Consider the following 23,332-nt stretch of genomic DNA (forward strand, 5'->3'; position numbering starts at 1 on the left):
CGTCGGGCTCGGCGTCGAGATCGTGACGGTCGCCATGCGGAACATCACTTGGCTGCCGGGCCAGACACAATGACGTGGAGGTGTTCGCATGGCTCTGATTCGGTCCCGCTCGGGACTGGCGGTGGCCATTTCCGTGGTTCTCTTCGCGCTTTCCGCATGCGGGGGCGGGTCGTCGCAGGCTCGGGATCCGGACCCGCAGGCGGTCCAGCCGAAGCCGCCCTCCGCGGGCAAGTGGGAGCGCGTCAAGGTGCACGGCACGGCGCTTGAGGGCAACCTGATGGGCGAGACCGCCGACCCAGATGTGTCGGTCTACCTGCCGCCGAGCTATGCCACCGCTACCGACCGCCGGTACCCGGTGGTCTACGTGCTGCACGGCTACACCGGAACGGACCTGTCCTACTTCGGCCCGGGCAGCCGCGGGCTGGACCAGATCGCCGACCGGGTCTTCGGCAACGGCAGCGCGCAGGAGATGATCCTCGTGATGCCCAACTGCATGAACCGCTACGGCGGCTGCATGTACTCGAACTCGGTGACTGCGGGCGACTGGGAAAGCTACGTCGCCGACGATCTCGTCAGATTTGTGGACCAGAACTACCGCACGCTCGCGGCGCGTGAGAGCCGCGGGCTCGCGGGCCATTCGATGGGCGGCTACGGGACGATCCGCATCGGCATGAAGCGCCCCGACGTGTTCAGCGCGGTCTACGCCCTCAGTTCCTGCTGCCTGAACGAAGGGACCATCCGCCCGCCGGGCAGCGGTGTGACCCCCCTGGCCGAGGCGATCAAGAGTCCGGAGGAGGCGCAGGGTAACCGTGACGTGATGGGCACGCTGGCCCGGGCCGCCGCTTGGGCCCCGAATCCGACAAATCCGCCGTTCTTCTTCGACCTGCCGACAAAGAACGGCGAGGTGCAACCGGACATCGCCGAGAAGTGGGCGGCGAACTCGCCGGTCGCCATGCTCGACCAGTACGTCGGGAACCTCAAGAAGTACAAGGCGATCGCGCTCGACATCGGACTGCAGGACAGCCTGCTCGCCGGCAACCAGGTCTTCGTCGACCGCCTCACCAGGTTCGACGTGTCGCACACGTTCGAGACCTACGAGGGCGACCACAACAGCGGGGTCCCGCAGCGCCTCGAGGAGAAGGTCCTACCGTTCTTCTCCCGGCAACTGGTGTTCAGCCCGTAGTTCGTCACCGGCCCGGCTCTCGCTCCGTTCGTTGCCCCGTCGCCACCGGGTGGCGGGACGCCGTCAGACCTCGAGCTTCCAGGTGCCGTTGCGGAGGGCGACGATCTTGCCAGCCGACGTCACCGCCCGATCTTCGGTCGACGATCGCGGCGCCGCGACCGACGTCGCCTCGCTGAACAGATGACCGCCGTGTGCCGGGTTCGGCCGCGATGACGGCCGGGACGGCGGTCCAGGACTCCACTCCGCTCCTCAACCGGACTCGGTGAGGTCGGTGGCGGCGGCCACCTCGGTGACCACGTCCAGCAGAGCGTGCAGAGCGGGCGAGGTGTTGCCGGCTATCCAGACCATCTCGGTGGGGACGAACTCCCCGGCCAGCGGCACGAACACCACACCGGTGCGACGGAGGCTGCTCGCCGACCGGGCCAGCCGCGTCACCCCGACCCCGGCCGCCACGAGGCCGAGCAAGCCTTGCACGCTCGCGTCCCGCTGGACCACGTCGGGGGTGAACCCGGCCGCGCGGAAGGACGCGTCGAACGCCTGGTGCCACGGATCCCACGAGCTGCGCGGAGTCAGCACCCAGCGCTCGCCGGCCAGCTCACCCAGGGTCAGCTCGGAACGACCGGCGAGCGGATGGCCCTCGGGCAGGACCGCGCACACCGGCTCGCTGACCAGCGCCCTGGTCTCCAGCCCCTCCACCAGCGGAGGCCGGGTGAACGCGACGTCGAAGCGTCCTTTGAACAGCCCCTCGACCAGAGGTGCGATCGTCGTCTCCTGCGTGGTCAGCCGGAGTTCGGGAAGTTGTTGTCGTACGGCTCGCACCACCGGTGGGAGCAGGTAGTTCGTCGTGGTCGCGAGGAAGGCGAGGCAGAGGCTGCCGATCTCGCCGCGTGCGGCTCGGGCAACGACGTCGACGGCTTCCTCGGCTCGGGCGAGCACCGCGCGGGCCTCGGGGAGGAACAGCGCGCCGACCGCGGTCAGGCCGGTGCCTCGGGTGTCGCGGTCGAAGAGCTTCACCCCCAGCATCCGTTCCAGCAGGGTGATCTGCTGGGACAGCGACTGCTGGCTCATCGTGAGCCGCTCGGCAGCGCGTGTGTAGCTGGACTCCTCCGCGACGGCAACGAAATACCTCAGTTGCCGAAGATCAGGGCTCACAGGAAAAGGCTACAACTGCGACAGGTAGCCGGTGTTGGACGGCGTCGGGGTGCCGGGACGACCATCGATCTCGATGAATACCACCTCGGAAGGAATGGGAATGACGAACGACACACCGGGTCGGGTCTGGCTGATTTCGGGTTGCTCGAGCGGTTTCGGCCGGGAGATCGTGCTGGCCGCACTGGCAGCCGGCGACCGTGTGATGGCCACCGCCCGCCGCCCGGAGACTCTCGCCGACCTCGCCCAGGCCGGGGGCGAGCAGATCAGCACAGTGGCACTGGACGTCACGGACGCGGCATCCATCCGGGCCGCGGTCGACGCGACGCTGGCCGTGTTCGGCCGCATCGACGTCCTGGTCAACAACGCCGGGGTCAGCGCAATCGGCGCCGTCGAGGAAACCTCGGTCAAGCACATGCGCGACATGTTCGACGTCAACTTCTTCGGTGCTGTGGAGCTGACCCAGGCCGTCCTCCCCGTGATGCGCGAGCAGGGGAACGGCACGATCGTCGTGATGAGCTCTGTCGGCGGCCTGATCACCTACCCGGGGCTGAGCGGCTACAACGCCACCAAGCACGCGCTCGTGGCTCTGGGCGAGGCGCTGTCGCTCGAACTGGCTCCCCTGGGCATCCGGGTCATGGTGGTGGAACCGGGGATGTTCCGCACGCAGTTCAGCACCAGCCTGCAGTGGACCCCCGAGAACCCGGCCTACCACGCGACCTCGGGAGAGCTGCGGCGGATGGTCAAGGACGTCGTGGGCCAGGAGCCGAACGACCCGGCGAAGGGCGCTGCGGCGATCCTCGAGGTGCTCGAGGCAGCGAACCCGCCGCTGCACTTCCTGCTCGGCGAAGACGCGGTCGACGGGCTGCGTGGCCACCACGAGTCCCTGCTGGCAGAGGTCACCACCTGGGAGAAGCTCAGCCGTTCGACAACGGTGTCCTGACCGTCGAGATCAAGCAGGTTCAGCAGGCCTGTGGCCTCACAGGAACGCGTTCGAAACCACAAGGAATGATGTGACCTCGCAGAGAGACTCCCCGGCCGCCGACAACCTGGCCGACGCCCTCAAGGAGCTCGCCACCGCAGTCGCCGGGCCGGTCCTCGTACCCGGCGATCCGGCCTACGAGGCCGAGCTGGCCGGCTACAACCTCGCCGTCCGCCAGACACCGGCGGTCGTGGTCGGGGTGACGTCGGTGGACGACGTCACCGCGGCGGTGCGGTTCGCCGCGGGCCACGGTCTGCCGATCGCCGTCCGGGCCACGGGGCATGCCCCGATGCGACCGGCCGACGGCGCCGTGATGATCAGCACCCACCGGATCCAGGACGTCCGGATCGACCCCCGGTCGCGGAGGGCGCGCATCGGCGCCGGCGTCAGATGGAGCAGCGTCCTCGAGGCCGCCGCCGCCCACGGACTGGCTCCGCTCAGCGGCGCGGCGCCGTCCGTCGGCGCCGTCGGTTACATCACGGGCGGAGGCATCGGCCCGCTCGCGCGTTCCCACGGATACGCCGCGGACCACGTCCGCTCCTTCGAGATCGTCACGGCCGACGGGACGACACGGACGGCAGGCCCGGACGAGAACACCGATCTCTTCTGGGCCGTCCGCGGTGGCAAGGGCAATTTCGGGGTCGTCACCTCGATCGAGATCGACCTGTTCCCGGTGCGCACCCTGTACGGCGGCGGGATCTTCTTCCCCGGCGAGTCGGCGCGCGAGGTACTGACCGCGTACTGCGACTGGACCGCAACCGTGCCCGACGCGATGACCTCGTCCATCGCGCTGCTCCGGCTCCCGCAGGACCCGGACCTCCCGCCGCCACTGCGGGGCAGGTTCGTCGTCCACCTGCGAGTCGCCTACAACGGCCCCGCCGCAGAGGGGCAGCGAATCGTGGAACCGCTGCGTCAGGCGGCTCCCGTCGTGATCGACACCATCGCAGAGATGCCGTTCTCGGCGGCGGGCAGCATCCACAACGACCCGCCCGGCCCCATCCCGTTCCGGGACGCCTCGACGCTTGTCACGCAGCTTCCGGCAGACGCCGTCGACGCGCTGCTGCAGCTCGCCGGACCGGGAGTCGAGAGCCTCACCACCGTGGTCGAGATCCGCCACCTCGGGGGCGCCCTCTCGCGTGAACCGCACCACGCCAACGCGGTCGAGAACCGCGATGCCGCCTTCCTCGTCTACGCGTGCTCGATCGTTCCACCCGAGTTGGCAGCGGCAGCCGTCGCGGAACACACCGCGTTGGAGTCGGCGCTGGAGCCGTGGAAGACCGGACACGTCCTGCTGAACTTCACCTCCAGCGACTCTCCCGAACGCGTCGCGACGGCCTTCAGTAGTGAGACGCACGCGCGCCTGCTCGAGGTGAAGGCTCGGTACGACCCGCACAACCTGTTCCGCTTCGCCGGTCTGACTCGATGAAGCGATTGCATTGAGACGAGTGGTTCCACCGAGGCCGGCCGCCGACACCCACGGCGCGCCGGCTCGCGGCGGGCCCCACCCCTGAGGAGTGGATGATGCGCGCGCTGGCGTCACCCGGGCCTGCGCCTACGCGCACCCGTGCCGCTCCGTTGGGCTGCTGCCAGGTGCGCAGGTCGCGGTAGAGCTGGGTGTAGTCGAGTCCGGGCTGCGGGATCAGGTCGCGCAGCTGCGTGATCAGGCCGCCGAGGTGGTGGCCCAGCTCGGTGAAGTCACCGACCCGGCTCTCGCTCCGTTCGGTGCCCCGTCGCCACTGGGCGGCGGGACTCCGTCAGACCTCGAGCTTCCAGGTGCCGGCGTCGAGGGCGACGATCTTGCCGGCGCTCGGAGTCGCGAAGTGCGTGCCGATGACCAGCGTGGAGCCGTCGGCGTAGCGGTCGAGGAAGGCCTTGCGGGTGGCCCGGGTGGCATCGGCGTCATAGTCGAAGCGCGAGGCCCAGTTGGGTATCGCCATCTGCACGGGGTGGTGAATCAGGTCGCCACTGATCACTGCCCGCCGGCCGACCGACTCGATGACCACGGACACGTGGGCCGGCGTGTGCCCGAAGGTCGGCTCGAAGCGCACGACGGTGCCGCCCTCGTCCAGCAGGACGTGGTCGGCGGCGACCAGGTCGACGAGTCCCGCCTCCATCACCGGGGTGATCGAGTCCTCGAGGATCGGCTCATCTGCATAGCCGGCCTCGTTCCAGTACTGGTATTCGCCTCGCACGAACAGGTAGCGGGCGTTGGGAAAGGTCGGTACCCAGGCGCCGTCCTCCAGTCTGGTGTTCCAGCCCACGTGGTCGACATGCAGGTGGGTGCAGACCACGGTGTCGATCGATTCCGTCGGATAGCCCGCCGCGGCCAGGTCTTCGAGGAACGGTAGTTGGAGGCCGCTCCAGTTGGGCACTGCTCGCTCCTTTCCGTTGCCGAGGCATGTGTCGACGATGATGCGTCGTGAGCCGGTGTCGATCACCAAGGCCTGGATCTTGCTGAGAAGCATGCCCCGGTTGTCCACGAAGTGGGGCCGTAGCCAGGGGGCTGGGCCGTCGGCCAGGGCGATCAGCCTGTCGGTTCCTGCGTCGGCGAAAAGGAACTTGCCCGGTGCCGGTCCTTCCATCTCGACCACGCTCGTGATCGTGACGTCACCGACCGTCCAATGCAGCATCCGTCCTCCTGTTGTTTGTACCGGCGCCAGGCGCTAGCCCGGTGTGTTGCTCACCGAGACCGTCTGCGCCGTCGGGCTGGATCGAGCGTTGTCCGCGGCGCTCGGCAGTGGTGGCCCGGGAACGCGGTGCACGAGCCGGCGAAGGTCGTACTCGATCTCGCGGTGACGCCCGCGTGGCGTCTCGCCGACATCGGGGTGTTGCGCGGCGAGCCCGACGTCTACGGCCCGGGCGGTCGGCCCGGAGACCGTGCCGTCCAATGCGAGAGGTCGGTCCACGGATTCCACGAGGTGGCTCGATCGGTTCCGGCGGCCGGCTGCAAGTTGTCGCCGAGCGTTCCCGTCGCGGGAAAACCGCGGTTCGGATGGACGGGCTGGCGACGACGAGCCGTCGCTGGTCCTGAAGGTCGTGTGCGGTTGGTGCATGGGGTGCGCCGGGGCCGCGCCCTCGTCGCTGGTCAGTGCGCTGCGGGCCGGCCGCCGTCGACGTCGATGACGGTGCCCGTGACCGCTCCGGATCGGGGCGAGCAGAGGTAGGCGCAGGTCCAGGCGATTTCTTCGGGTGAGATGACGCGCTTGATGGCCATGGCCTGGGCGGCTCGTTCGCGCATGCCGGCGGAGTCGTCGAGGCCGGAGTCACGGACGACGTCGACGTAGCCGGGATTCACGTCGTTGACGGTGATCCCGTACTGACTGAGGCCGGAAGCGAGGGACTTGGTGAGCGCGTGCAGACCGGCCTTCCCCGAGGCGATCGGGATGGCGGCCCATGATCCGGTCCACGCGTTGGGGCCGTTCATGTGGATGATGCGGCCCCAACCGGCGTCCTGCATGCCCGGGACGAACGCCTTCGCGAGGTACCAGGACGCGGTGAGCTGCTGGTTGAGGTAGTAGTTCCAGTCGTCGTCGGTGGTGTCGAAGAACGACTCGCGGTACATGCGGTGCATCGCGTTGCTGACGTACATGTCGACGCGGGTGAAGGCCCGTTCCGATTCCGTTCTGAGCCGCTCCACCGTGGCCCGGTCTGCGGCGTTGCCGAGGACGACGAGCGCGCCGACGCCGTGCTTCTCGGCTTCGGCCCTGACGGCTTCTGCCTCCTCGCGGTCGGTCTCGGTGTCGCGGGCGTTGATCACGACGTTCGCGCCGCGGGAGGCGAACTCGGAGATGATCGCCCGGCCGATGTTGCGTCCGGAGCCGGTCACCAAGATCGTCTTGCCGTTGAAGTCCAGATCGGCGTCCATCGTCTTCTCCTGTCCTGTGGAGGTCATGTGTGTGAGGGCCGGACGCCGTCGGACATGGCGAAGCCCGTGGTGTCCCGGCTGACGAAGATGCCCGCATCGGTGTTGAAGTGGGCCGGTACCAGCCGGGCGCCGAGGCGCACCGCCCGGCCGAGCAGGTCACGGCGGGCGGCGCGGACCTGATCGAGGTTGTCGTCGACCCAGTGGTCGCCGAACTTCGCGCACATGTCCGGGTGCCCGACCATCATGGGTGTCGAGAGCAGGTCTCCGACGAACATCGCGCTGTCGCTGCCCGAGGACACCGTCAGCACGGCGGAACCAGGGGTGTGGCCGGGAACCACGTCCAGGCTGATCGCCAGGTCGGTACCGGTGGTCAGGGTCAGCGGGCCCTCCCACAGCTCGGCCTGCCCGGCGGCGACTACCGGGGCGATGCTGTCGGCGAAGACGAGGGCCTGGTCCTCGTCGGCCGAGCCCTGGTTCGGGCCGCCGTCCGGGTTCCAGAAGTCGAACTCGGTCCGTGGGATCAGGTAGCGGGCGTTCGGGAAGGTGGGGACCCAGCTGTGTCCGTCGAACCGGGTGTTCCAGCCGACGTGGTCGGAGTGCAGGTGGGTCAGGACCACGATGTCGACGTCCTCGGGGGCGGCGCCCGCCGTGGCGAGCTGGTCGAGGAACGGGGTGTCGAGCTGGTGGAACGGCGGGACAGCTGGACGGTCCTTGCCGTTGCCGATCCCGGTGTCGATGAGGATCCGGGTGCCCTCGTACTCCAGCAGGAACGACTGGATGGTCAGGGTGACGCCGTCGGTCTCGGAACTCCAGAAACGGGGTTCGAGCCAGGACTTCTGAGCGGCCCACTCGACCCGGTCGACGTCGGCGAACACCTGCCCGCGGGTGAACAGCTGCCCGTTCCACTCGACGATGCGGTGCGCTCGCACCCGGCCGACCTGGTAGGCCGGCCCGATCCCGAACCCACCGGGTGTGCTCGGGTCCGGGGTGTTCCGGACCTCGGAGTCTCTGCTGTCGGTGTCCATCGGGGACCCCTCTCGTGGCTGCATGTCAGTTCATAATCGGACTATACCCCGCTTTGTAAGTCATGGACGGGCCGGTTGCATCTGTCTGGACGTGGGTCGGGCGAGTGGTGAGGGGTTAGTCGCGGAAGATCCGCCGGACGAGCTCTTCCCAGCTTCGTACGAGCCGCTTCTCGATGGTGCGCGCGTCGGTGTTGTGCGGGATCGAGACGTAGAGGAGCAGGGGGCCGTCGAGGGCGGCGGTCAGTTGGACCGCCATGACCTCGATGTCGGCAGCGGGGCTCAGGTGCGTGAGCAGCATTCGGATGTGGGTCTGCGACACGGGGCTCTGCAGTCCGGGGGCAGCGGTCTGGCGCCCGTCGAGCGCGGCCCTAGCGACCTCGTGGTTGTCGAAGAGGAACCGGATGCGCGCGTGGCCGTAGGCGATCAGGCGCTCGAGCGGCTCGGCGCCCGGTCCCAGCGGGGGTGGTCCCGAGAGCACCTGTTCCTGCAGGTCGCGCTCCCCGTCGTCGAGCAGGGCGCGGAAGATGCCGGCGCGACTGCCGAATCGGCGGAACACCGTGCCTTTGCCGAGGCCGGAGCGCTCGGCGAGGGCGTCCATGGTCACCGCGTCGATGCCCAGTTCCTCGATCATCTGACGGACGGCGGTCAGCAGGCGCACGCGGTTGCGAGCTGCATCAGCGCGTTCGGCGCGCTGCTTCCCCCACGAGACGACCGGGCCATCCACGGGCGTCACACTATCGCCCCGACACTGAAACGGGGTACAGTCCGCTTATAGGGTCGATCTTGGTGGCCCGATCACGAAGGAGGAACCGATGAGTGCAACCGAGGCCGTGGACCGGTTCACGACGCTGCCGGACGAGCAGACGCTCGCGGCGACCGTGGTGGCGCTGGAGGAGCACGGGTTCAGCGTCGACGTGGTTGACGATCCGGACGAGGCGCGGCGCGTGACGCTCGCACGCATCCCGCACGGGTCGTCGGTGATGACGAACCCGTCGGTGACGCTGGAGGAGACCGGGATCGCCGAGGCGATCAACGGTGGTGACTCCGTCTACGAGTCGGCGCGGAACAAGATGATGGCGCTGGACTACGCGACACAGGCGCAGGAGATGAAGGTGATCGCGGGCCAGGCCGAATTCTCGCTCGGCAGTGTGCACGCGATCACCGGCGAGGGCACGCTGCTGATCGCCTCGGCGTCGGGCAGCCAGCTGGCCTCCTATGCATGGGGGGCGGCCAACGTGATCCTGGTGGTGGGCGCGCAGAAGTTGGTGCCGACCCTGCAGGCCGCGCACGAACGTGTCTACCAGCACAGCCTGAAGCTGGAGGACGCCCGCGCGCAGGCTGCCTACGGGCAGCGCAGCAGAGTCGGGAAGGTCCTGGAGATCCATCAGGAGCTTCCCGGGCGGGTGCACATCGTGCTCGTCCGCAGGGCGATCGGCTACTGATCGTCATGGCGCGAGCAGTCGTCGCCGGCGGTGGGAACGGGCTCGAAGGTATCGAGGTCATCGACGTGGAGTCGCGACCTCCAGGGCCCGGCGAGGTCGTCGTCGCGGTGGAAGCCACGGCCATCAGCCCGTTCGACCTCAAGCGGGCCGGCGGTCTGATCCGCGACCCCGCCTCCGTGCCGCCGCTGCGACTGGGGAACGAGGCATCCGGAGTCGTCACGGCGACCGGGCCGCAGGCGATCGGTTTCGAGGGCGAGCCGCTGACGGTCGGGGACGAGGTCTTCGGGCACTGGATCCCGGGTGCCCAGGCGAGCGAGCTCACCGTTCCCGCCGCATTGCTGCTGCGCAGGCCGGCCGCGCTGGGATTCGTGGCCGCAGCGGCCCTGCTCGGCAGCGGCACAGCGGCTGAGCACGCAGTCGTCGCGGCCGACGTCGGGTCGAACGACGTCGTATTGGTGCACGGTGCGTCCGGGTCCGTCGGCGGAATGGCCGCGCGGCTCGCCCGGTTGCGTGGCGCGCACGTGATCGGCACCGCGGCCCAGATGCGACACGGAAAGCTCCGCGCGGCGGGAGTCGAACCGGTCACCTACGGCCCCGGGCTTGAGGAACGGGTCCGTGAGCTTGCGCCGGGCGGGGTCACCGCGGCGATCGACGCCGTCGGTACGGAGGAGGCGATCGCGGTCTCGGTCGCGCTCGTCCCGGACCGGCGGCGGATCGTGACGCTGGCGAACTTCGGGGCGGCGCTCGCCGAGGGCGCGCAGGCCCTCGGACCCGGCCCCGATACCGAGCGGATCCGGACCGCGGCTCGTCTCGGCCTCACCCGGCTCGCCGCGGCCGGCGACCTCGTCGTCGACGTCGTGGCCGAGTTCCCGCTCGAGAAGCCCCGTGACGCCTACGCCCTCCTTGCGGGCGGCCACGCCGGCGGCAAGATCGTCCTCCGGCCATAGCCCGGCGGGCCCCCATTTCATACGAATCGACAAGGATCAACGATGACAATTGACAAGAAGACGCCGCGTGGCACGCACGGCGCGGGCAACGGGTTCGCGATGTGGCTGGCGAAGGTCCTGCGCCGGCGAATGATCCGGATCCACAAGCGCAGCGGTGACACGTTCCAGGGGATGACCCTGCTGTACCTGACGACAGTCGGCGCCAAGTCGGGCATCGAACGCGAGATCCCGCTGGCGTACTTCCAGGACCCGGAGGACGACAACGCCTGGCTGATCGTGGCCTCGCTCGGCGGGGCCGCGAACAACCCGGCCTGGTACCACAACATCGCCGCCAACCCCGACCGCGTCAGGATCCAGGTGAACGGCCAGGGGCATCGTGTCGTCGCCGAGCAGCTCGAGGGGGAGCGCAGGGCGCGGGCGTGGCGGCAGATCACCGCTGACCAGCAGCGGTACGCCGACTACCAGGAGAAGACGGACCGCCAGATCCCCGTCCTGCGGCTGACGCCGGCCTGAGCGCTACTTCTTCAGCTCGACGTAGCCATGCTCATGGTGAAGGGCGTCGCGGAGCGCGGCTCGGGTGCCGATGCCGAGCTTGGGGAAGAGCCGGTAGAGGTGCGCCCCGACTGTCCGGTGCGAGAGCGAGAGCTGCTGCCCGATCTGCTTGTTGGTCTTCCCGGTCGCGGCGAGGAGGGCGATCTCCCACTCCCGCGGGGTGAGCAGGGGTTTCGGCTCGTCCGGCTGCCGGGCGCCGCTGCCGGTGGCGCGTAGCTGCTTGTTCGCCCGGTCGGCCCACGTGCGCGCCCCCAGCCGTGTGAAGCTGTCGAGCGCCGTGGTGAGCTGGGCGCGGGCCGCGGTGACCGCCCGCGTGCGCCGGAGATGCTCTCCATAGGCCAGTTGGATCCGTGCGCGCTCGAAAGGCCAGGAATCGTCCGGGAGGGCGAGGACCTCGTCGAACAGCTGGGTAGCCTCCCTGGTGGGCGCGGCGATCGCCGTCGCCCCGCCCACCAGGAGGGCGAGCCGGGACGACACCGCCGCGACGCCGAGCTCGTGCAGGGCTGCGACGTGTCGCCGTGCCTCCGCCGTGCGGCCGGTGTACACGGCTGCTTCGACGAGGTCCATGGCCGACCAGGTGGCGAGCGGGACGAAACGCGGCAGCGAACCGGGCGGCCCGAAGATCGTCGCCTGCCGGTACGCCTCCTCGAAGTCGGCGTGCCCGAGCGCGACCAGCCCTCTGATGTGGCAGGCGCGCCACAGGATGGACCGGGCGCCGCGGGGCAGCGCCCACTCGACCATCTGTTCGGTGAGGGTCTCGACGGAGTCCCGATCGCCGCGCCGAGCGGCGACCATGCCCTTGGCGAGCCAGAACGGCGCCGACTGGGGGGCGTAGCCGTGGGTCCGGCAGAAGGTGAGCCCTTCCTCGGCCAACTGGTCGGCCCCGTCCCAGTCCCCGGTGTGAACCCGGTCGAAGCTCAGCAGAGCCAGCGCGGCCATCGACGAGGCGATGGCGCTGCCTTCGCGCGCGTTGCGGACCACCCGCCACAACGCGTCCCTGCAGCCCGGCACACGGTCGACCAGATTCGCCACCCGGCCGATCCGCGTGATCCGGACAGGGTCGGTGGTGTCCCCGAGCCCGGCGATGGCCGCCTCGAGCTGGACCAGCGCCGGACCGGTGGCGCGCGCGGGGTCGGCGGACACCTGCCAGGCCAGAGCGATGTCGTCGGGAACCCGGGGTCCGATCCGGGCGATGGCCTTCTCGAAGGCCGCCCACAGCTCGACCCGGCCGCCGACCGTGCACACCATGAACAGGGTCTGCAGAGCCTCTCTGAGCGATTCGTCCTCGGGGTCGTTCCTGCCCGGATACGACTCGATCGCCGCGACGAGCAGCTGGTGGGCGGTGTTGACGTCGCCCTCGCCGTTGAGCAGCAATGACGCGCTCGCAGTTGCCGCGTGCAACGAGGGCGGCCCGTCCGGGTCCGCCAGCTGGGCGTCGACGAGCTGCTGTGGGACGTGGCGCAGGCCGCCGGTGACCACGACACCGACGTACGCGGCCTGGGCAAGCCGCTTGCCGCGGTCGGTGCCACGGGAGCTGAGCTGGGCGGAGCGCAGCAGCGCCGTGACCGCGCCGGCGGCATTGCCCCGCTGCTGCGCCGACCGGGCGACCCGTTCCAGCAGGCGCGCAACATCCTCGTCGAACCCGGACGTCGCCTCCGCACGATGCCACGCCTGGCGTTCAGGCTGCTCGGCGAGCGCGTCGGCCAGCTTTCGGTGAGCTCCGAGGCGGTCGGTGCTGGTCGCCAGCTCGACGACTGCCGCACGGACCAGCGGGTGCCGAAAGACCAGCCGCCCCGGCCCCTCCTCGATCCGGATCAGGCGGACCTGCTCGGCGGGTGCCAGATCGTGGGGACTCGCCGGTCCTGCCGCGGACGTCACCAGGCGCAGGTCGCCCCGACCCTCCAGCGCCGCCAGCAGCAGTACCTGCCGGGTGGCGGCCGGCAAACCGGAGAGCTGGGCGGCGAACACCGTCTGCAGACGGCGACCGAGGGGTAGAACGCTGGGCAGCGGTTCGGCAGCGATCCGCTGACCACTGGTAAGAGCCGCCGGGAGCTCCAGGAGAGCTAGTGGGTTTCCGGCGGCCTCGGCGAGCAGGCGCTGCTGGACCGCAGGCGCCAACCCGGGGAACACGGCCTCGATCAGACCAGCCGACGTCTTCTCGTCAAGCGGCTGCACCTCGAGCAGGGGGAGGCCGAAGGCTTCCCACGACAGCTCTCCATCCGAACGTGCGGCCGCGATCATCCCGATCCGGGTGCCGCCGAGGCGGCGGGCGACGAATCCGAGCACCGTGGCACTGGCCCGGTCGAGCCACGGAACGTCGTCGATGGCCACGAGCAGCGGCCGGGCCGCTGCGGCGTGGCGCAGCAGGTCGAGCGCTGCGGCCGAGACGATCAGCCTGGTGGGCATGGAGCTGTCGCTGTAGCCCAGCGCGGCAGCCAGGGCTGTCCGGTGCACCGGGCCGAGGTGCTGCTCGAACTCGGCGAGCAGCGGCGCGAGGAGTAGGTGGAGCGCCGAGAACCCGATGTCGGCCTCGAACTCCGCGCCGGCGGCGCGCAGCACCCGCGCACCATCGGCCGTCGCCCGGTCGACCGCCATGTCGAGGAGCACGGTCTTGCCGACGCCTGTGGCGCCATGCAGCAGGAGCGCGGCTCCGTCCGCTGCCGCCCGGTCGAGGAAGGCCCCGATGGCCTTCAGTTCGGGCTCGCGGCCGACCAACCCGTCCGCTGCGGCCCGCTGTGTGAGCCGGTTCACCGCCCCGCTGTTCACTCCGCCGTACACCTCCCCGACCATTTCCCGGAACCGGTCGACTCATCGAGAGATGAAGTCATCTGACTGCAGCGATTATGGGACCCGAACCCGGAATCGCGATTCTCGCCGCAGGCCGAGCGTCGGCGCGCAACGCCTCGCTCCGGTTGTCGCCTGATGTCAACATAGCCGAACAAGCGCAGGCCAGGGCGAGGGAGGCGCTCCGGTCGTTCCCGTTGATCGTGGACGCAGAGCGGTACATCAATGTCCGCAGTGACGATCTCGGCCGATTCTGTCCCTGGCCGCCGATCACGGCGGGGCCGGCGGCCATCCGTTCAGCTGACGCCATGGACCGGCGGCCGGGAAAATCCGACAGAAGCGACATGTCGGCTCAGATCTGCGCACGTCCTCGGCGGTGCTCCGTTCGGGGCGATGGAGTCGCATGACCGAAGACGACGCCGCCTGCCCACGTCAGGATTCCTGCAGTCGTCGAGGCAGTCGAACGCCGGCCGCGCATTCGCCGTGGCCATGGGGTCCAGCTTGGCGCAACGGCGAGGTGCATCGCGCCGTCCGGCCACCCCCGGAACGACATCCGAGGACAGAAACCACGAGGACACAGACATGGACACGAAAGCAGCCAGGTACGAGACAGCCGATCCTGTCGATCTGCCGTCGGTCGCCCGCGGACCGTCGGGCACGCCGGTCGCGTTGTCGGTCAACGGCACTGCGCAGCTCGTCGAGCTGGAGCCGCGCGTGAGCCTGCTCGACGCGCTGCGGGAGCGCCTGGAGCTGACCGGATCGAAGAAGGGCTGCGATCAGGGCACGTGCGGCGCCTGCACGGTGTTCGTCGACGACAAGCGGGTGCTCGCATGCCTGACGCTTGCGATCGCCTGCGAGGGCCGGGAGGTGACGACGATCGAGGGCATCGCAGGCGACGGTGAACTGCACCCGATGCAGCGGGCGTTCGTCGACCACGACGCGTTCCAGTGCGGCTACTGCACGTCGGGTCAGATCATGTCAGCGGTCGCGCTGGTGGGGGAGGGCACCGCGAGGACGGACGAGGAGATCGCGGAGCTGATGAGCGGCAACATCTGCCGCTGCGCGGCCTACCCGAACATCCGCGCTGCCATCCGCGAGGTGCTCGAGGCGACCGCGGGCGCGACCAGCGAGGGGGACAGCCGTGCGACCGCTTAGTTACGTCAAGGCGCCCGGCGTCGACGCCGCGATCGCCGAGGTGAGAGCCCACCCGACGAGCGCGTTCCTCGCGGGGGGCACGACGGAGGTGGACCTGATCCGCCTGGGTGTGGCACGGCCCGACCTGCTGGTGGACATCAACGACCTGCCGCTCGCGCAGATCGAGGACCTGCCCGATGGCGGTCTTCGCCTCGGTGCGTTGTCACGGATGACCGATGTTGCGCGGGATCCGCGGGTGGTGCGGGACTACCCGGGGATGTCGCAGGCGCTGCTGCTGGGCGCCTCGGAGCAGCTGCGCAACATGGCGTCGATGGGCGGCAACCTGTGCCAGCGCGTGCGGTGCGCCTACTTCCGCGACGGCGTCTCACCGTGCAACAAGCGCGAGCCCGGCTCGGGCTGCTCGGCGATCGAGGGGATGAACCGCGGGCACGCGATCCTCGGCACGAGCGAGCACTGCATCGCCACCCACCCCTCCGACGTCGCGGTCGCGCTCGTCGCGCTCGACGCCGTGGTCCACACGATCGGCCCCGACGGGGCCCGCACCATCCCGATCGACGAGTTCTACCTCCTGCCCGGCGCCACCCCGCAGGACGAGCACCCGCTGGCCCACGGCGAGCTCATCGCGGCGATCGACGTGCCGGCCCTGCCGGTAGCCCGCGGGTCGGTCTATGTGAAGTTCCGCGACCGCCGGTCCTACGAGTTCGCGCTGGTCTCGGTGTTCGCCGCCCTCGATGTCTGGGACGGGGTCGTCGCCGAGGCCCGAATCGCGCTCGGCGGGGTCGGCACGAAGCCGTGGCGTGCCCGTGCCGCGGAAGCCGCCCTCGTCGGCAGCCCCGCCACCACCGAGACGTTCGCGCTGGCCGCGCAGGCCGAGCTGAGCCCGGCGGTCGCGCACGAGCAGAACGCTTTCAAGGTCACCCTCGCGCAGCGCGCGCTGGTGCGCGTGCTGGGCCAGGCACTCGAGATCGCTACGAACGGAGGTGCCCGGTGACCGCCATCGGCAAGCCGCTCTCCCGGGTCGACGGCCGGCAGAAGGTCACCGGCGCCGCCCGCTACACCGCCGAGGTCACCCTCCCCGGCCTCACCCACGGCGTGCTCGTGGGAGCGGCCATTCCCAGCGGCCGCGTCGCCGCGATCGACACCTCGGCCGCGTTGGCCGCGGACGGCGTCGTCGCGGTCATCACCCACGAGAACCTGGACAAGATCGCGCAGCCGCCGCATCTGCTCCCCTCGCTCGTCGGCGGACCGGCGCCGGGGGAGAGCTTCTTCCCGATGCAGGACGACGTCGTGCACTACGTGGGGCAGCCGGTGGCGATCGTGGTCGCGGACAGCCATGAGCGCGCCCACTGGGCGGCGTCCCTCCTCGACGTCACCTACGAGCGGGCGCCCTCGGTGACGACCCTCGACGAGGGTCGCGATGCGGTGTACGAGCCCGAGCGGATCTTCGGCGGGCTGATGCCGGCGCGGACGGAGCGCGGTGACGTCGACACCGCCCTCGCCGAAGCCGAGGTGCGCGTCGACTTGTCGTACCGGTTCGCGGCCAACAACCACAACGCCCTGGAACCCCACGCCACCACCGCGGTCTGGGACGGCGACCGGGTCACGATCCACGACTCGACGATGGGCGTGCGGGCGAGCCAGCTCACCGTGGCGCACATCCTCGGGATGTCGCTCGCGGACGTACGGGTGATCTCGCAGTTCGTCGGCGGTTCCTTCGGCAGCAAGGCCATGATCTGGCCGCACGTGACCCTCACCGCCCTCGCCGCCCGGCACGTCCGGCGCCCCGTCCGCGTCTCGCTCACCCGTCCGCAGACGTTCCACTCCACCGGCCACCGCGAGGAGCAGGAGCAGAGCATCTCGATCGGCGCGACGGCGGACGGGCGCATCACCGCGATCACCCACGAGAAGCTGTCGATGACCTCGCAGTTCGACGACTGGGCCGAGCCGGCGACGGCACTGTCGGCGGAGCTCTACGCCAGCCCGAACTTCCGGGGCGTGCACCGGATGGTGCACGGCAACACGATGACGCCGACCTTCACCCGCGGGCCGGGCGAGTCCGTGGGCGCGTTCGTGCTCGAGACGGCGATGGACGAGCTCGCCGAGAAGCTGGGCATCGACCCGCTGGAGCTACGGATCCGGTCCCACGCCCCCGTCGACGCCGGCGGCAACCCGTGGTCGAGCGACGGCCTCGAGGAGTGCCTGCGCCGCGGGGCCGAGCTGTTCGGCTGGGCCGACCGGGCTCCGGTGCCACGCTCCCGCCGCGACGGCGACTGGCTGATCGGGTCCGGCATGGCCGCGGTCTGCTACCCGGTGGCGAACTTCATGCCGACCCAGCGCGCCAGGGCACGCATCTTCGCCGACGGCAAAGCCGTGGTCGAGACCGCGGCCCAGGAGTTCGGCACGGGTGTCGGCACGATGATGGTGCAGGTCGGGGCGGACGCCCTCGGGATACCGGTTGAGGACGTGCGCTACGCCCTTGGCGACACCGACCTGCCCAACAGCAGCGCCGCCGTCGGCTCGATGGGCTCGACGATGGTGGGTTCGGCCGTTCACGAGGCGGGGACGGCCCTGCGCGCACAGCTCCTCGCCATGGCCGTCGCCGACCCCGGCTCCCCGCTGCACGGGGCCGATCCCGCCGCGATCGACGTGCAGGACGGCCGCATGGTGCTGCGGGACCGGCCCGACACCGGTGAGACCTACGCGGCACTGCTGCAACGCAACCGGCACTCCGATGTCGAGGCCATCGGAAGCTGGACGCCTCCCCCGCTGGACACCCCGTACGGCCTGCAGACGTTCGGAGCCCAGTTCGCCGAGGTGGCCGTCGACCCCGACATCGGGCTCGTGCGGGTGCGGCGGATGGTCGGGGTCTTCGCCCCCGGCCGCGTGATCAACCCCAAGCTCGCCAGCAGCCAGCTCATGGGAGGCATGCTCTGGGGTCTGTCGCAGGGCCTGCTCGAGGGCAACCGGATGGACCCCCGCCGCGGCCGGTGGGCCGCGAACAACCTCGGCGAGTACCTCGTCCCGGTCAACGCCGACACCCCGGAGATCGTCGTCGAGTTCGTCGACGTCACAGACGACGTGGTCAACCCGCTCGGCGTGAAGGGCGTCGGCGAGATCGGCCAGGTCGGCGTCGCGGCGGCCATCGCCAACGCCGTCCACCACGCGACCGGGCGGCGGATGCGAGAGCTGCCCATGGCGGCCGAGCTGGTAATGGACCCACCCACGGTGCGCGCCTGAGATGGTCCCCTCCGACATCCCGCTCATGGGCGCGGACACGGTTCCCGGCACGGCGCCGTCCACGGCCCTGCCCGACCGTCCGCGCATCTCCTGCCCACCCTCGCAACGCCCGGTTCCCGCCACCCGTTGGCTGGCCCGCCAGCCTGGTCTCGGCATCGCCGGTCTTGCGCTCGTCGTTCCCGTAGCGGTCCTGCTGGCCGTCGGAGCGGGAGGGCCCGAGCCTTCGGCGCTCGTGCTCGGGCCCCTCGCCACGTTCGCCCTCCCCGCGGTCGCGATGATCGCCTTCTGGTGGGAGGACTGGCCAGGCTCGAGCCTGCGGCCGGGCTGGTCAGGGCTCACCGACACCGCGCTCGTCGTCGCCGCCGCCGTCCTCCTGACGTTGCTCGGCCAGAGCGTCGTCGGCGCGCTCGACCTGCAAGCTATCGTCAACCCGGCGCCCGGCGCGGGGCGCATGGCCACCTTCCCGTCGACCATGCCGCTTGCCGGCGCCGTTTTCGTCGCCATGCTCCAGCTGACGCTCGTCTGCGAGGGCTGGCCGCTGCGCAGGCTTCCGCGGTTCCCCGCGGGCGTCGCCGCGCTGGTGGCCGCCTGGATCGTGGCGGTGGCGGCGTAACCTACTACTCATCGAGGTCGAGGCGCCACCGGGTTCCGGACTCGACACCCACACCGGCCCACTGACGGGGTCCGAGCTCGGCTGCCTGCTCGTCCTGCTCGGGGTCTGGCAGGTCTGGTTCTTCGTGACCTGGCGCGGCTGGCCGTTCGCCCCGATGCCGAGGCGGTGGCAGAGGATCGTCCTCGGCAACGTCGTCGTGCTCGGCGGCGGAGGGCTCACCTACGCCGTCGGGCACGAACTGGTCGGTCTGCCGACCGCCACCCTCACCGCGGTGGGCGGCTGCTACATCGCCGCTGGTCTCGTGGTCGGAATGCTGTTCGAGGGCTGGCTGCGTTCACGGCTGGCCATCGCGGCCGTAGTGCTTGCGCTGACCGCCGTGCTGTTCATACTCCTCGGCTGGTACGCGGGCACGCTGGACTGGTCGAGGGCCACAGCCGAGGAGTGGGTGGCGCACGCCAGTCTCAACGCCATCGGCATCGCGGTGGTTCTACACGTGGCGATCGGCAAGCGCTGGCCCCTTCCCGCGGAGCCCGAACCGCCCGCGAGCCGCAACGAAATCCGCTCGTAGAAGACCGGACGGGGATCTCGTCCGTGACCCGACTGTCCCGCAGGAGAAAAATGTGACGTCAGACTTCGGACTGGCCATGGATGATCGCAAGACCAACTACATCGAGACCAACGACGGTGTGCACATTCACTATGCCGAGGCGGGCCGGGGGGCGCCGCTGTTGCTGGTGCCCGGCTTCTCGCAGAGCGCCGAGGAGTTCTCCAAGCAGGTTGACGACCTGAGTCGTGACTACCGTGTCATCGCGGTGGACCATCGGGGGCACGGGAGGTCGGAGAAGCCCGACCACGGTTACCGGATCTCCCGTCTCGCGGCCGACCTGAGGGATCTCATTCAAGCGCTGGACCTGCAGGATGTCACGATCCTGGCCCATTCCTTGGGCTGTGCGGTCATCTGGAGTTATTGGGATCTGTTCGACGGGGAGCGGATCGGTCGTCTCGTACTCGTGGACCAGGGTCCGGTGCCGGCGGCCGACCTCGTTGCGCCGGAGCAGGCTGCCGAGCTTGGCGCGGTATTCAGTGCCGACATGGCTTTCGGCATCGCCGCCGGGTTGCGTGGGGCCGACGCGCTCTCCACCTCCGAGTCGATCGTCGACATGATGCACACCCCGGAGTTGAGTGCCGACGATCGCGCGTGGCTCGTCGAGCAGAACCTCCTGCTGCCCAGGCAGCATGCGGCGACTCTGCACCTTGATCACTACGGGAACGACTGGCGAGACGTGCTCCCTCGCATCTCGGTGCCCACTCTGGTGATCGGCGGGGCGGCGAGCTTCTTCGACGCCCGTGTCGCGCAATGGGTGGCGGCGCAGATCCCGGGGGCCCGGTACCGCGTGTTCTCCGCGGCCGAGGGTGGCAGCCATCTGATGTTCTGGGAGAATCCCACGCTCTTCAACGCCGTCGTTCGCGAGTTCCTCCGGTCGGTGGTCGAGAAGTGAGTACGCGAGTCGCTGAGCTGGTCGGGCAGACGCTGGCGCGCCTGGGCGTTGCGCAGGTCTTCGGCGTAGTAGGCAGCGGCAACTTCCACGTGACGAATGCGCTGCGGGCGCACGGCGTAGGTTTTGTCGCCACTCGGCATGAGGCCGGGGCGGCGACCGCCGCCGATGCCTTTGGGCGGATGAGCGGTCGGGTAGCCGTGGTCACCACCCACCAGGGCTGCGGCTACACCAATGCACTGACCGGCATCGCCGAGGCGGCCAAGAGCCGTACGCCGATGATCGTGCTGACCGGAGACACGCCCGGGGCTGCCGTGCTGTCGAATTTCAACGTCGACCAGGACATGCTGGCGCGTGCCGTGGGGGCGGTCGCGGAGCGGGTCCATTCCCCGGCTACCGCGGTCGCTGACACCGTGCGTGCCTACCGCACGGCGGTACAGGGTCGCCGTACTGTCGTGCTCAGTTTGCCGGAGGACGTGCAGGAACAGCCGTCGGAGGCGGGTCGTGACGAGCTGCCCACCGTGGCTCGACCGGCCTCGGTGCGTCCCGATCCGGCTGCGGTGGAGCAACTGGTGACGCTGCTCGCGGAGGCGAGCCGTCCGGTGTTCATAGCGGGACGTGGGGCGCGCGAGGCCGCGGAGTCGTTGCGTGACCTGGCCGAAGCCTGCGGTGCATTGCTGGCCACGTCGGCGGTGGCCGCCGGGCTGTTTCACGATGATCCGTGGTCGCTGGGTATCTCCGGGGGGTTCGGCACGCCGCTGGCTGCGGAGCTGACCAGGGATTCGGACGTGGTGGTGGGCTGGGGCTGCACGCTGAACAGGTGGACCACCCGTAACGGTCGCGTGATCGGGCAACGGACCGCGCTGGCTCAGGTGGACATCGAGCAGGACGCGCTGGGTGCGCACCGTCCGATTCAGCTCGGTGTGGCAGGCGACGTCGGCGCCACCGCGAAGGATGTGCTGGCAGCGCTGCGTGAACGCGGCTACCGGGGCGGCGGATACCGCACCGAGCCGGTGGCTGCCCGGATCGCCGAGGAAGGTAGCTGGACGACGTTGCCGTACACGGACCTGTCCACTGCCCACACGATCGACCCGCGAACCCTGACCAAACGTCTGGACGAGCTCTTGCCCGCCCAGCGGATCGTTGCGGTGGACGGGGGTAACTTCGTCGGCTACCCGAGCGTCTATCTCCGTGTCCCCGATGAGAACGGCTTCTGCTTCACGCAGGCATATTCGTCCATCGGCCTCGGCCTGGCCACCGCGCTGGGTGCTGCCCTGGCCCACCCCGACCGGCTGCCGGTAGCGGCACTCGGCGACGGCGGTTTTCAGATGAGTGTGGCCGATCTGGATACCGTGGTGCGGCTGCGGTTACCAATGGTAATCGTGATATATAACGACGCCGCTTATGGGGCGGAGGTGCACCACTTCGGTGACGACGGGTCGATCGATCTATCCACCGTCCGTTTTCCCGACACCGACTTGGCTGCCGTAGGCCGGGGGTTCGGCGCGACCTCGATCACCGTCCGTACGGTGCGAGATCTCGACGCAGTGTCCGATTGGCTGAACGGCCCACGGGACGCCCCGCTGCTGATCGACGCGAAAATTGCCAACGACGGAGGTGCCTGGTTTCTGGCCGAGGCATTCGGCCGCTGAGGCATCCGCTACTTGTTTCTAACTCGGGTCGCGCCGGACTTGGGCAGGCGCTAGTCCATCAAGCCCTAATGTCCCAACCCATACGGAGGAGAAATGACGACAGCTCGTGCCGTTGAGAACATCCCATCGCCGCGTGGCTTCGCGGACCCCGCCGAAGAGCGTGAGCACCGCAAGCGGCGGGTGGCCGCCGGCTACCGGGTCATTGCCAGGTTCGGCCTGGATGAGGGTATCGCCGGGCACATCACCTGCCGTGACCCCGAACGCGCCGACCATTTCTGGACCGCTCCGTTCGGCCGGTACTTCGGCGCGGTGCGGGCCAGCGAGCTGATCCTGGTCGACGAGGCCGGCACAGTGGTGGACGGCGAGGGCCCGCTCAACCAGGCCGCGTTCGCCATCCACTCGGCCATTCACCGGACGCGTCCGGATGTCGTGGGCGCGGTGCACGCGCATGGCCTGCACGGCAAGGCTTTCGCCGCCCTGGGCCGCCGGCTGGCGCCGCTGACCCAGGACGCCTGCGCGTTCTACGGCTCGCACGCGGTGTTCGACGACTTCACCGGGGTGGTGCTGGACCCGGACGTGGGCAATCGGATCGCCGACTGCCTGGGTGACGGGAAGGCCGTCATCCTGGCCAACCACGGCCACCTGACCGTCGGTGGAACCGTTGACTCGGCGATCTTCTGGTTCGTCGCCATGGAACGCTCGTTCCAGGCCGAGCTGTTGGCCAGGGCGGCCGGCACGCCTCGCGAGATCGAGCCCGCCGCCGCCCGGCTCACCCACGATCAGATCGGGGGCGAGGACGTCGGCTCGTTCGCCTTCCAACCCATCTGGCAGCGGATCGTGGGCGAGCAGCCGGACCTGCTCGACTGAGCCGGGCTGACGCCTGGGATCTCGGTCGGGGGCGACTACCGGGTTCTCGTGGAGCGCCGTGGACGGGTCCGCGCAGGACGTCACTGGCGTTCGAGGGGTCGGCGGCGACATCCTGTGTGCTGCATCGAGTGTCGATGGCAGGTGCCTCGGGGTAGCGGTGCAACCTCGCCACCACCTGGGCAATCAGGAGACGACCGCTGGTTGGCGTTCTAGCGCTGTGCTGCCTCGATCCGCACGCCACCGAGAGTTATCCGGGGCGGGGGAGCCGGGTGGGCGTTCGAGGAGTGCTTCGAGGCCGCCAAGAACGAAGTGGGCCTGGATTAGTACCAGGTGCGTTGCTTTGCTGCGGCCCGGCCGATTGGTCCGGAGGCGGGTCGGCGGGC

At 69.7% G+C, this 23,332-nt stretch carries 21 protein-coding genes and 1 pseudogene; 14 read left to right on the top strand and 8 right to left on the bottom strand.

Annotated elements, in window-relative coordinates; translation table 11 throughout:
- The first annotated feature begins 88 nt into the window (after positions 1–88).
- On the top strand, positions 89–1,183 hold the full coding sequence (locus ACQPZA_RS13920) for an alpha/beta hydrolase (protein ID WP_433281117.1): 1,095 nt from the start codon (positions 89–91) through the stop codon (positions 1,181–1,183).
- A 249-nt stretch (positions 1,184–1,432) separates the two neighbouring features.
- On the opposite strand, the gene ACQPZA_RS13925 is transcribed toward ACQPZA_RS13920, so the two are convergent.
- The gene (locus ACQPZA_RS13925) at positions 1,433–2,335 is read right to left on the bottom strand and encodes a LysR family transcriptional regulator (protein WP_433281119.1); all 903 of its coding nucleotides are present in this window, start codon (positions 2,333–2,335) and stop codon (positions 1,433–1,435) included.
- A gap of 100 nt (positions 2,336–2,435) precedes the next feature.
- Between ACQPZA_RS13925 and ACQPZA_RS13930 the strand changes: the two genes are divergently transcribed.
- Positions 2,436–3,275 carry an oxidoreductase gene (locus ACQPZA_RS13930; RefSeq protein WP_433281122.1) on the top strand — a complete coding sequence of 280 codons (840 nt, stop codon included), beginning with the start codon at positions 2,436–2,438 and terminating at the stop codon, positions 3,273–3,275.
- 70 nt (positions 3,276–3,345) lie between these two features.
- Positions 3,346–4,740, top strand: a complete 1,395-nt coding sequence (locus tag ACQPZA_RS13935; RefSeq protein WP_433281124.1) for an FAD-binding oxidoreductase — start codon at positions 3,346–3,348, stop codon at positions 4,738–4,740.
- On the opposite strand, the pseudogene ACQPZA_RS13940 reads toward ACQPZA_RS13935, so the two are convergent.
- The 6 genes and pseudogenes from ACQPZA_RS13940 to ACQPZA_RS13965 all read right to left on the bottom strand — a co-directional run.
- A pseudogene (locus ACQPZA_RS13940) lies at positions 4,652–5,002 on the bottom strand (hypothetical protein); the annotation flags it as partial. The gene ACQPZA_RS13935 and the pseudogene ACQPZA_RS13940 overlap by 89 nt on opposite strands.
- 66 nt (positions 5,003–5,068) lie before the next feature.
- Complete coding sequence (locus ACQPZA_RS13945; protein WP_433282813.1) at positions 5,069–5,896, bottom strand: MBL fold metallo-hydrolase; 828 nt, start codon at positions 5,894–5,896, stop codon at positions 5,069–5,071.
- An 81-nt stretch (positions 5,897–5,977) separates the two neighbouring features.
- Positions 5,978–6,220, bottom strand: a complete 243-nt coding sequence (locus ACQPZA_RS13950; RefSeq protein WP_433281127.1) for a hypothetical protein — start codon at positions 6,218–6,220, stop codon at positions 5,978–5,980.
- A gap of 179 nt (positions 6,221–6,399) precedes the next feature.
- On the bottom strand, positions 6,400–7,206 hold the full coding sequence (locus ACQPZA_RS13955; RefSeq protein WP_433281129.1) for an SDR family NAD(P)-dependent oxidoreductase: 807 nt from the start codon (positions 7,204–7,206) through the stop codon (positions 6,400–6,402).
- Complete coding sequence (locus ACQPZA_RS13960) at positions 7,203–8,204, bottom strand: MBL fold metallo-hydrolase (RefSeq protein ID WP_433281131.1); 1,002 nt, start codon at positions 8,202–8,204, stop codon at positions 7,203–7,205. The genes ACQPZA_RS13955 and ACQPZA_RS13960 overlap by 4 nt, the downstream gene beginning before the upstream one ends.
- Positions 8,205–8,319: 115 nt before the next feature.
- Positions 8,320–8,928 carry a TetR/AcrR family transcriptional regulator gene (locus ACQPZA_RS13965; RefSeq protein WP_433281133.1) on the bottom strand — a complete coding sequence of 203 codons (609 nt, stop codon included), beginning with the start codon at positions 8,926–8,928 and terminating at the stop codon, positions 8,320–8,322.
- Positions 8,929–9,016: 88 nt separating this feature from the next.
- On the opposite strand from ACQPZA_RS13965, the gene ACQPZA_RS13970 reads away from it, so the two are divergent.
- The 3 genes from ACQPZA_RS13970 to ACQPZA_RS13980 are packed head-to-tail and all read left to right on the top strand — an operon-like array spanning position 9,017 to position 11,106.
- Positions 9,017–9,646, top strand: a complete 630-nt coding sequence (locus ACQPZA_RS13970; RefSeq protein ID WP_433281135.1) for an LUD domain-containing protein — start codon at positions 9,017–9,019, stop codon at positions 9,644–9,646.
- Between the two features lie 5 nt (positions 9,647–9,651).
- Positions 9,652–10,593 (top strand): alcohol dehydrogenase catalytic domain-containing protein, encoded by a 942-nt coding sequence (locus ACQPZA_RS13975; RefSeq protein WP_433281137.1) that lies wholly within the window; start codon positions 9,652–9,654, stop codon positions 10,591–10,593.
- 42 nt (positions 10,594–10,635) lie between these two features.
- The gene (locus ACQPZA_RS13980) at positions 10,636–11,106 is read left to right on the top strand and encodes a nitroreductase/quinone reductase family protein (RefSeq protein ID WP_433281139.1); all 471 of its coding nucleotides are present in this window, start codon (positions 10,636–10,638) and stop codon (positions 11,104–11,106) included.
- A gap of 3 nt (positions 11,107–11,109) precedes the next feature.
- On the opposite strand, the gene ACQPZA_RS13985 is transcribed toward ACQPZA_RS13980, so the two are convergent.
- Positions 11,110–13,923, bottom strand: coding sequence for an AAA family ATPase (locus tag ACQPZA_RS13985; protein WP_433281141.1), 2,814 nt, complete (start codon positions 13,921–13,923; stop codon positions 11,110–11,112).
- Between the two features lie 588 nt (positions 13,924–14,511).
- Between ACQPZA_RS13985 and ACQPZA_RS13990 the strand changes: the two genes are divergently transcribed.
- The 8 genes from ACQPZA_RS13990 (at position 14,512) to ACQPZA_RS14025 (ending at position 22,949) form a co-directional block, all read left to right on the top strand.
- Positions 14,512–15,084, top strand: a complete 573-nt coding sequence (locus ACQPZA_RS13990; RefSeq protein ID WP_433281143.1) for a (2Fe-2S)-binding protein — start codon at positions 14,512–14,514, stop codon at positions 15,082–15,084.
- A complete protein-coding gene (locus ACQPZA_RS13995; RefSeq protein WP_433281145.1) occupies positions 15,071–16,075 on the top strand; it encodes an FAD binding domain-containing protein in 1,005 nt (334 codons plus the stop codon). The genes ACQPZA_RS13990 and ACQPZA_RS13995 overlap by 14 nt, the downstream gene beginning before the upstream one ends.
- The gene (locus ACQPZA_RS14000) at positions 16,072–18,321 is read left to right on the top strand and encodes a xanthine dehydrogenase family protein molybdopterin-binding subunit (RefSeq protein ID WP_433281147.1); all 2,250 of its coding nucleotides are present in this window, start codon (positions 16,072–16,074) and stop codon (positions 18,319–18,321) included. Before ACQPZA_RS13995 ends, ACQPZA_RS14000 begins: the two co-directional genes overlap by 4 nt.
- A 1-nt stretch (position 18,322) precedes the next feature.
- Positions 18,323–18,934, top strand: a complete 612-nt coding sequence (locus ACQPZA_RS14005) for a hypothetical protein (protein ID WP_433281149.1) — start codon at positions 18,323–18,325, stop codon at positions 18,932–18,934.
- Between the two features lie 124 nt (positions 18,935–19,058).
- Positions 19,059–19,502, top strand: coding sequence for a hypothetical protein (locus tag ACQPZA_RS14010; RefSeq protein WP_433281150.1), 444 nt, complete (start codon positions 19,059–19,061; stop codon positions 19,500–19,502).
- A 52-nt stretch (positions 19,503–19,554) separates the two neighbouring features.
- Positions 19,555–20,433, top strand: coding sequence for an alpha/beta fold hydrolase (locus ACQPZA_RS14015; RefSeq protein WP_433281152.1), 879 nt, complete (start codon positions 19,555–19,557; stop codon positions 20,431–20,433).
- Entirely contained in the window at positions 20,430–22,082 is a 1,653-nt protein-coding gene (locus ACQPZA_RS14020) for a thiamine pyrophosphate-binding protein (RefSeq protein ID WP_433281154.1), read from the top strand. The genes ACQPZA_RS14015 and ACQPZA_RS14020 overlap by 4 nt, the downstream gene beginning before the upstream one ends.
- A gap of 93 nt (positions 22,083–22,175) precedes the next feature.
- Entirely contained in the window at positions 22,176–22,949 is a 774-nt protein-coding gene (locus tag ACQPZA_RS14025; RefSeq protein WP_433281155.1) for a class II aldolase/adducin family protein, read from the top strand.
- Positions 22,950–23,332: the final 383 nt, after the last annotated feature.

The sequence above is a fragment of the Pseudonocardia xinjiangensis genome (assembly GCF_050948425.1).
GTDB classification, from domain to species: Bacteria; Actinomycetota; Actinomycetes; order Mycobacteriales; family Pseudonocardiaceae; genus Pseudonocardia; species Pseudonocardia xinjiangensis.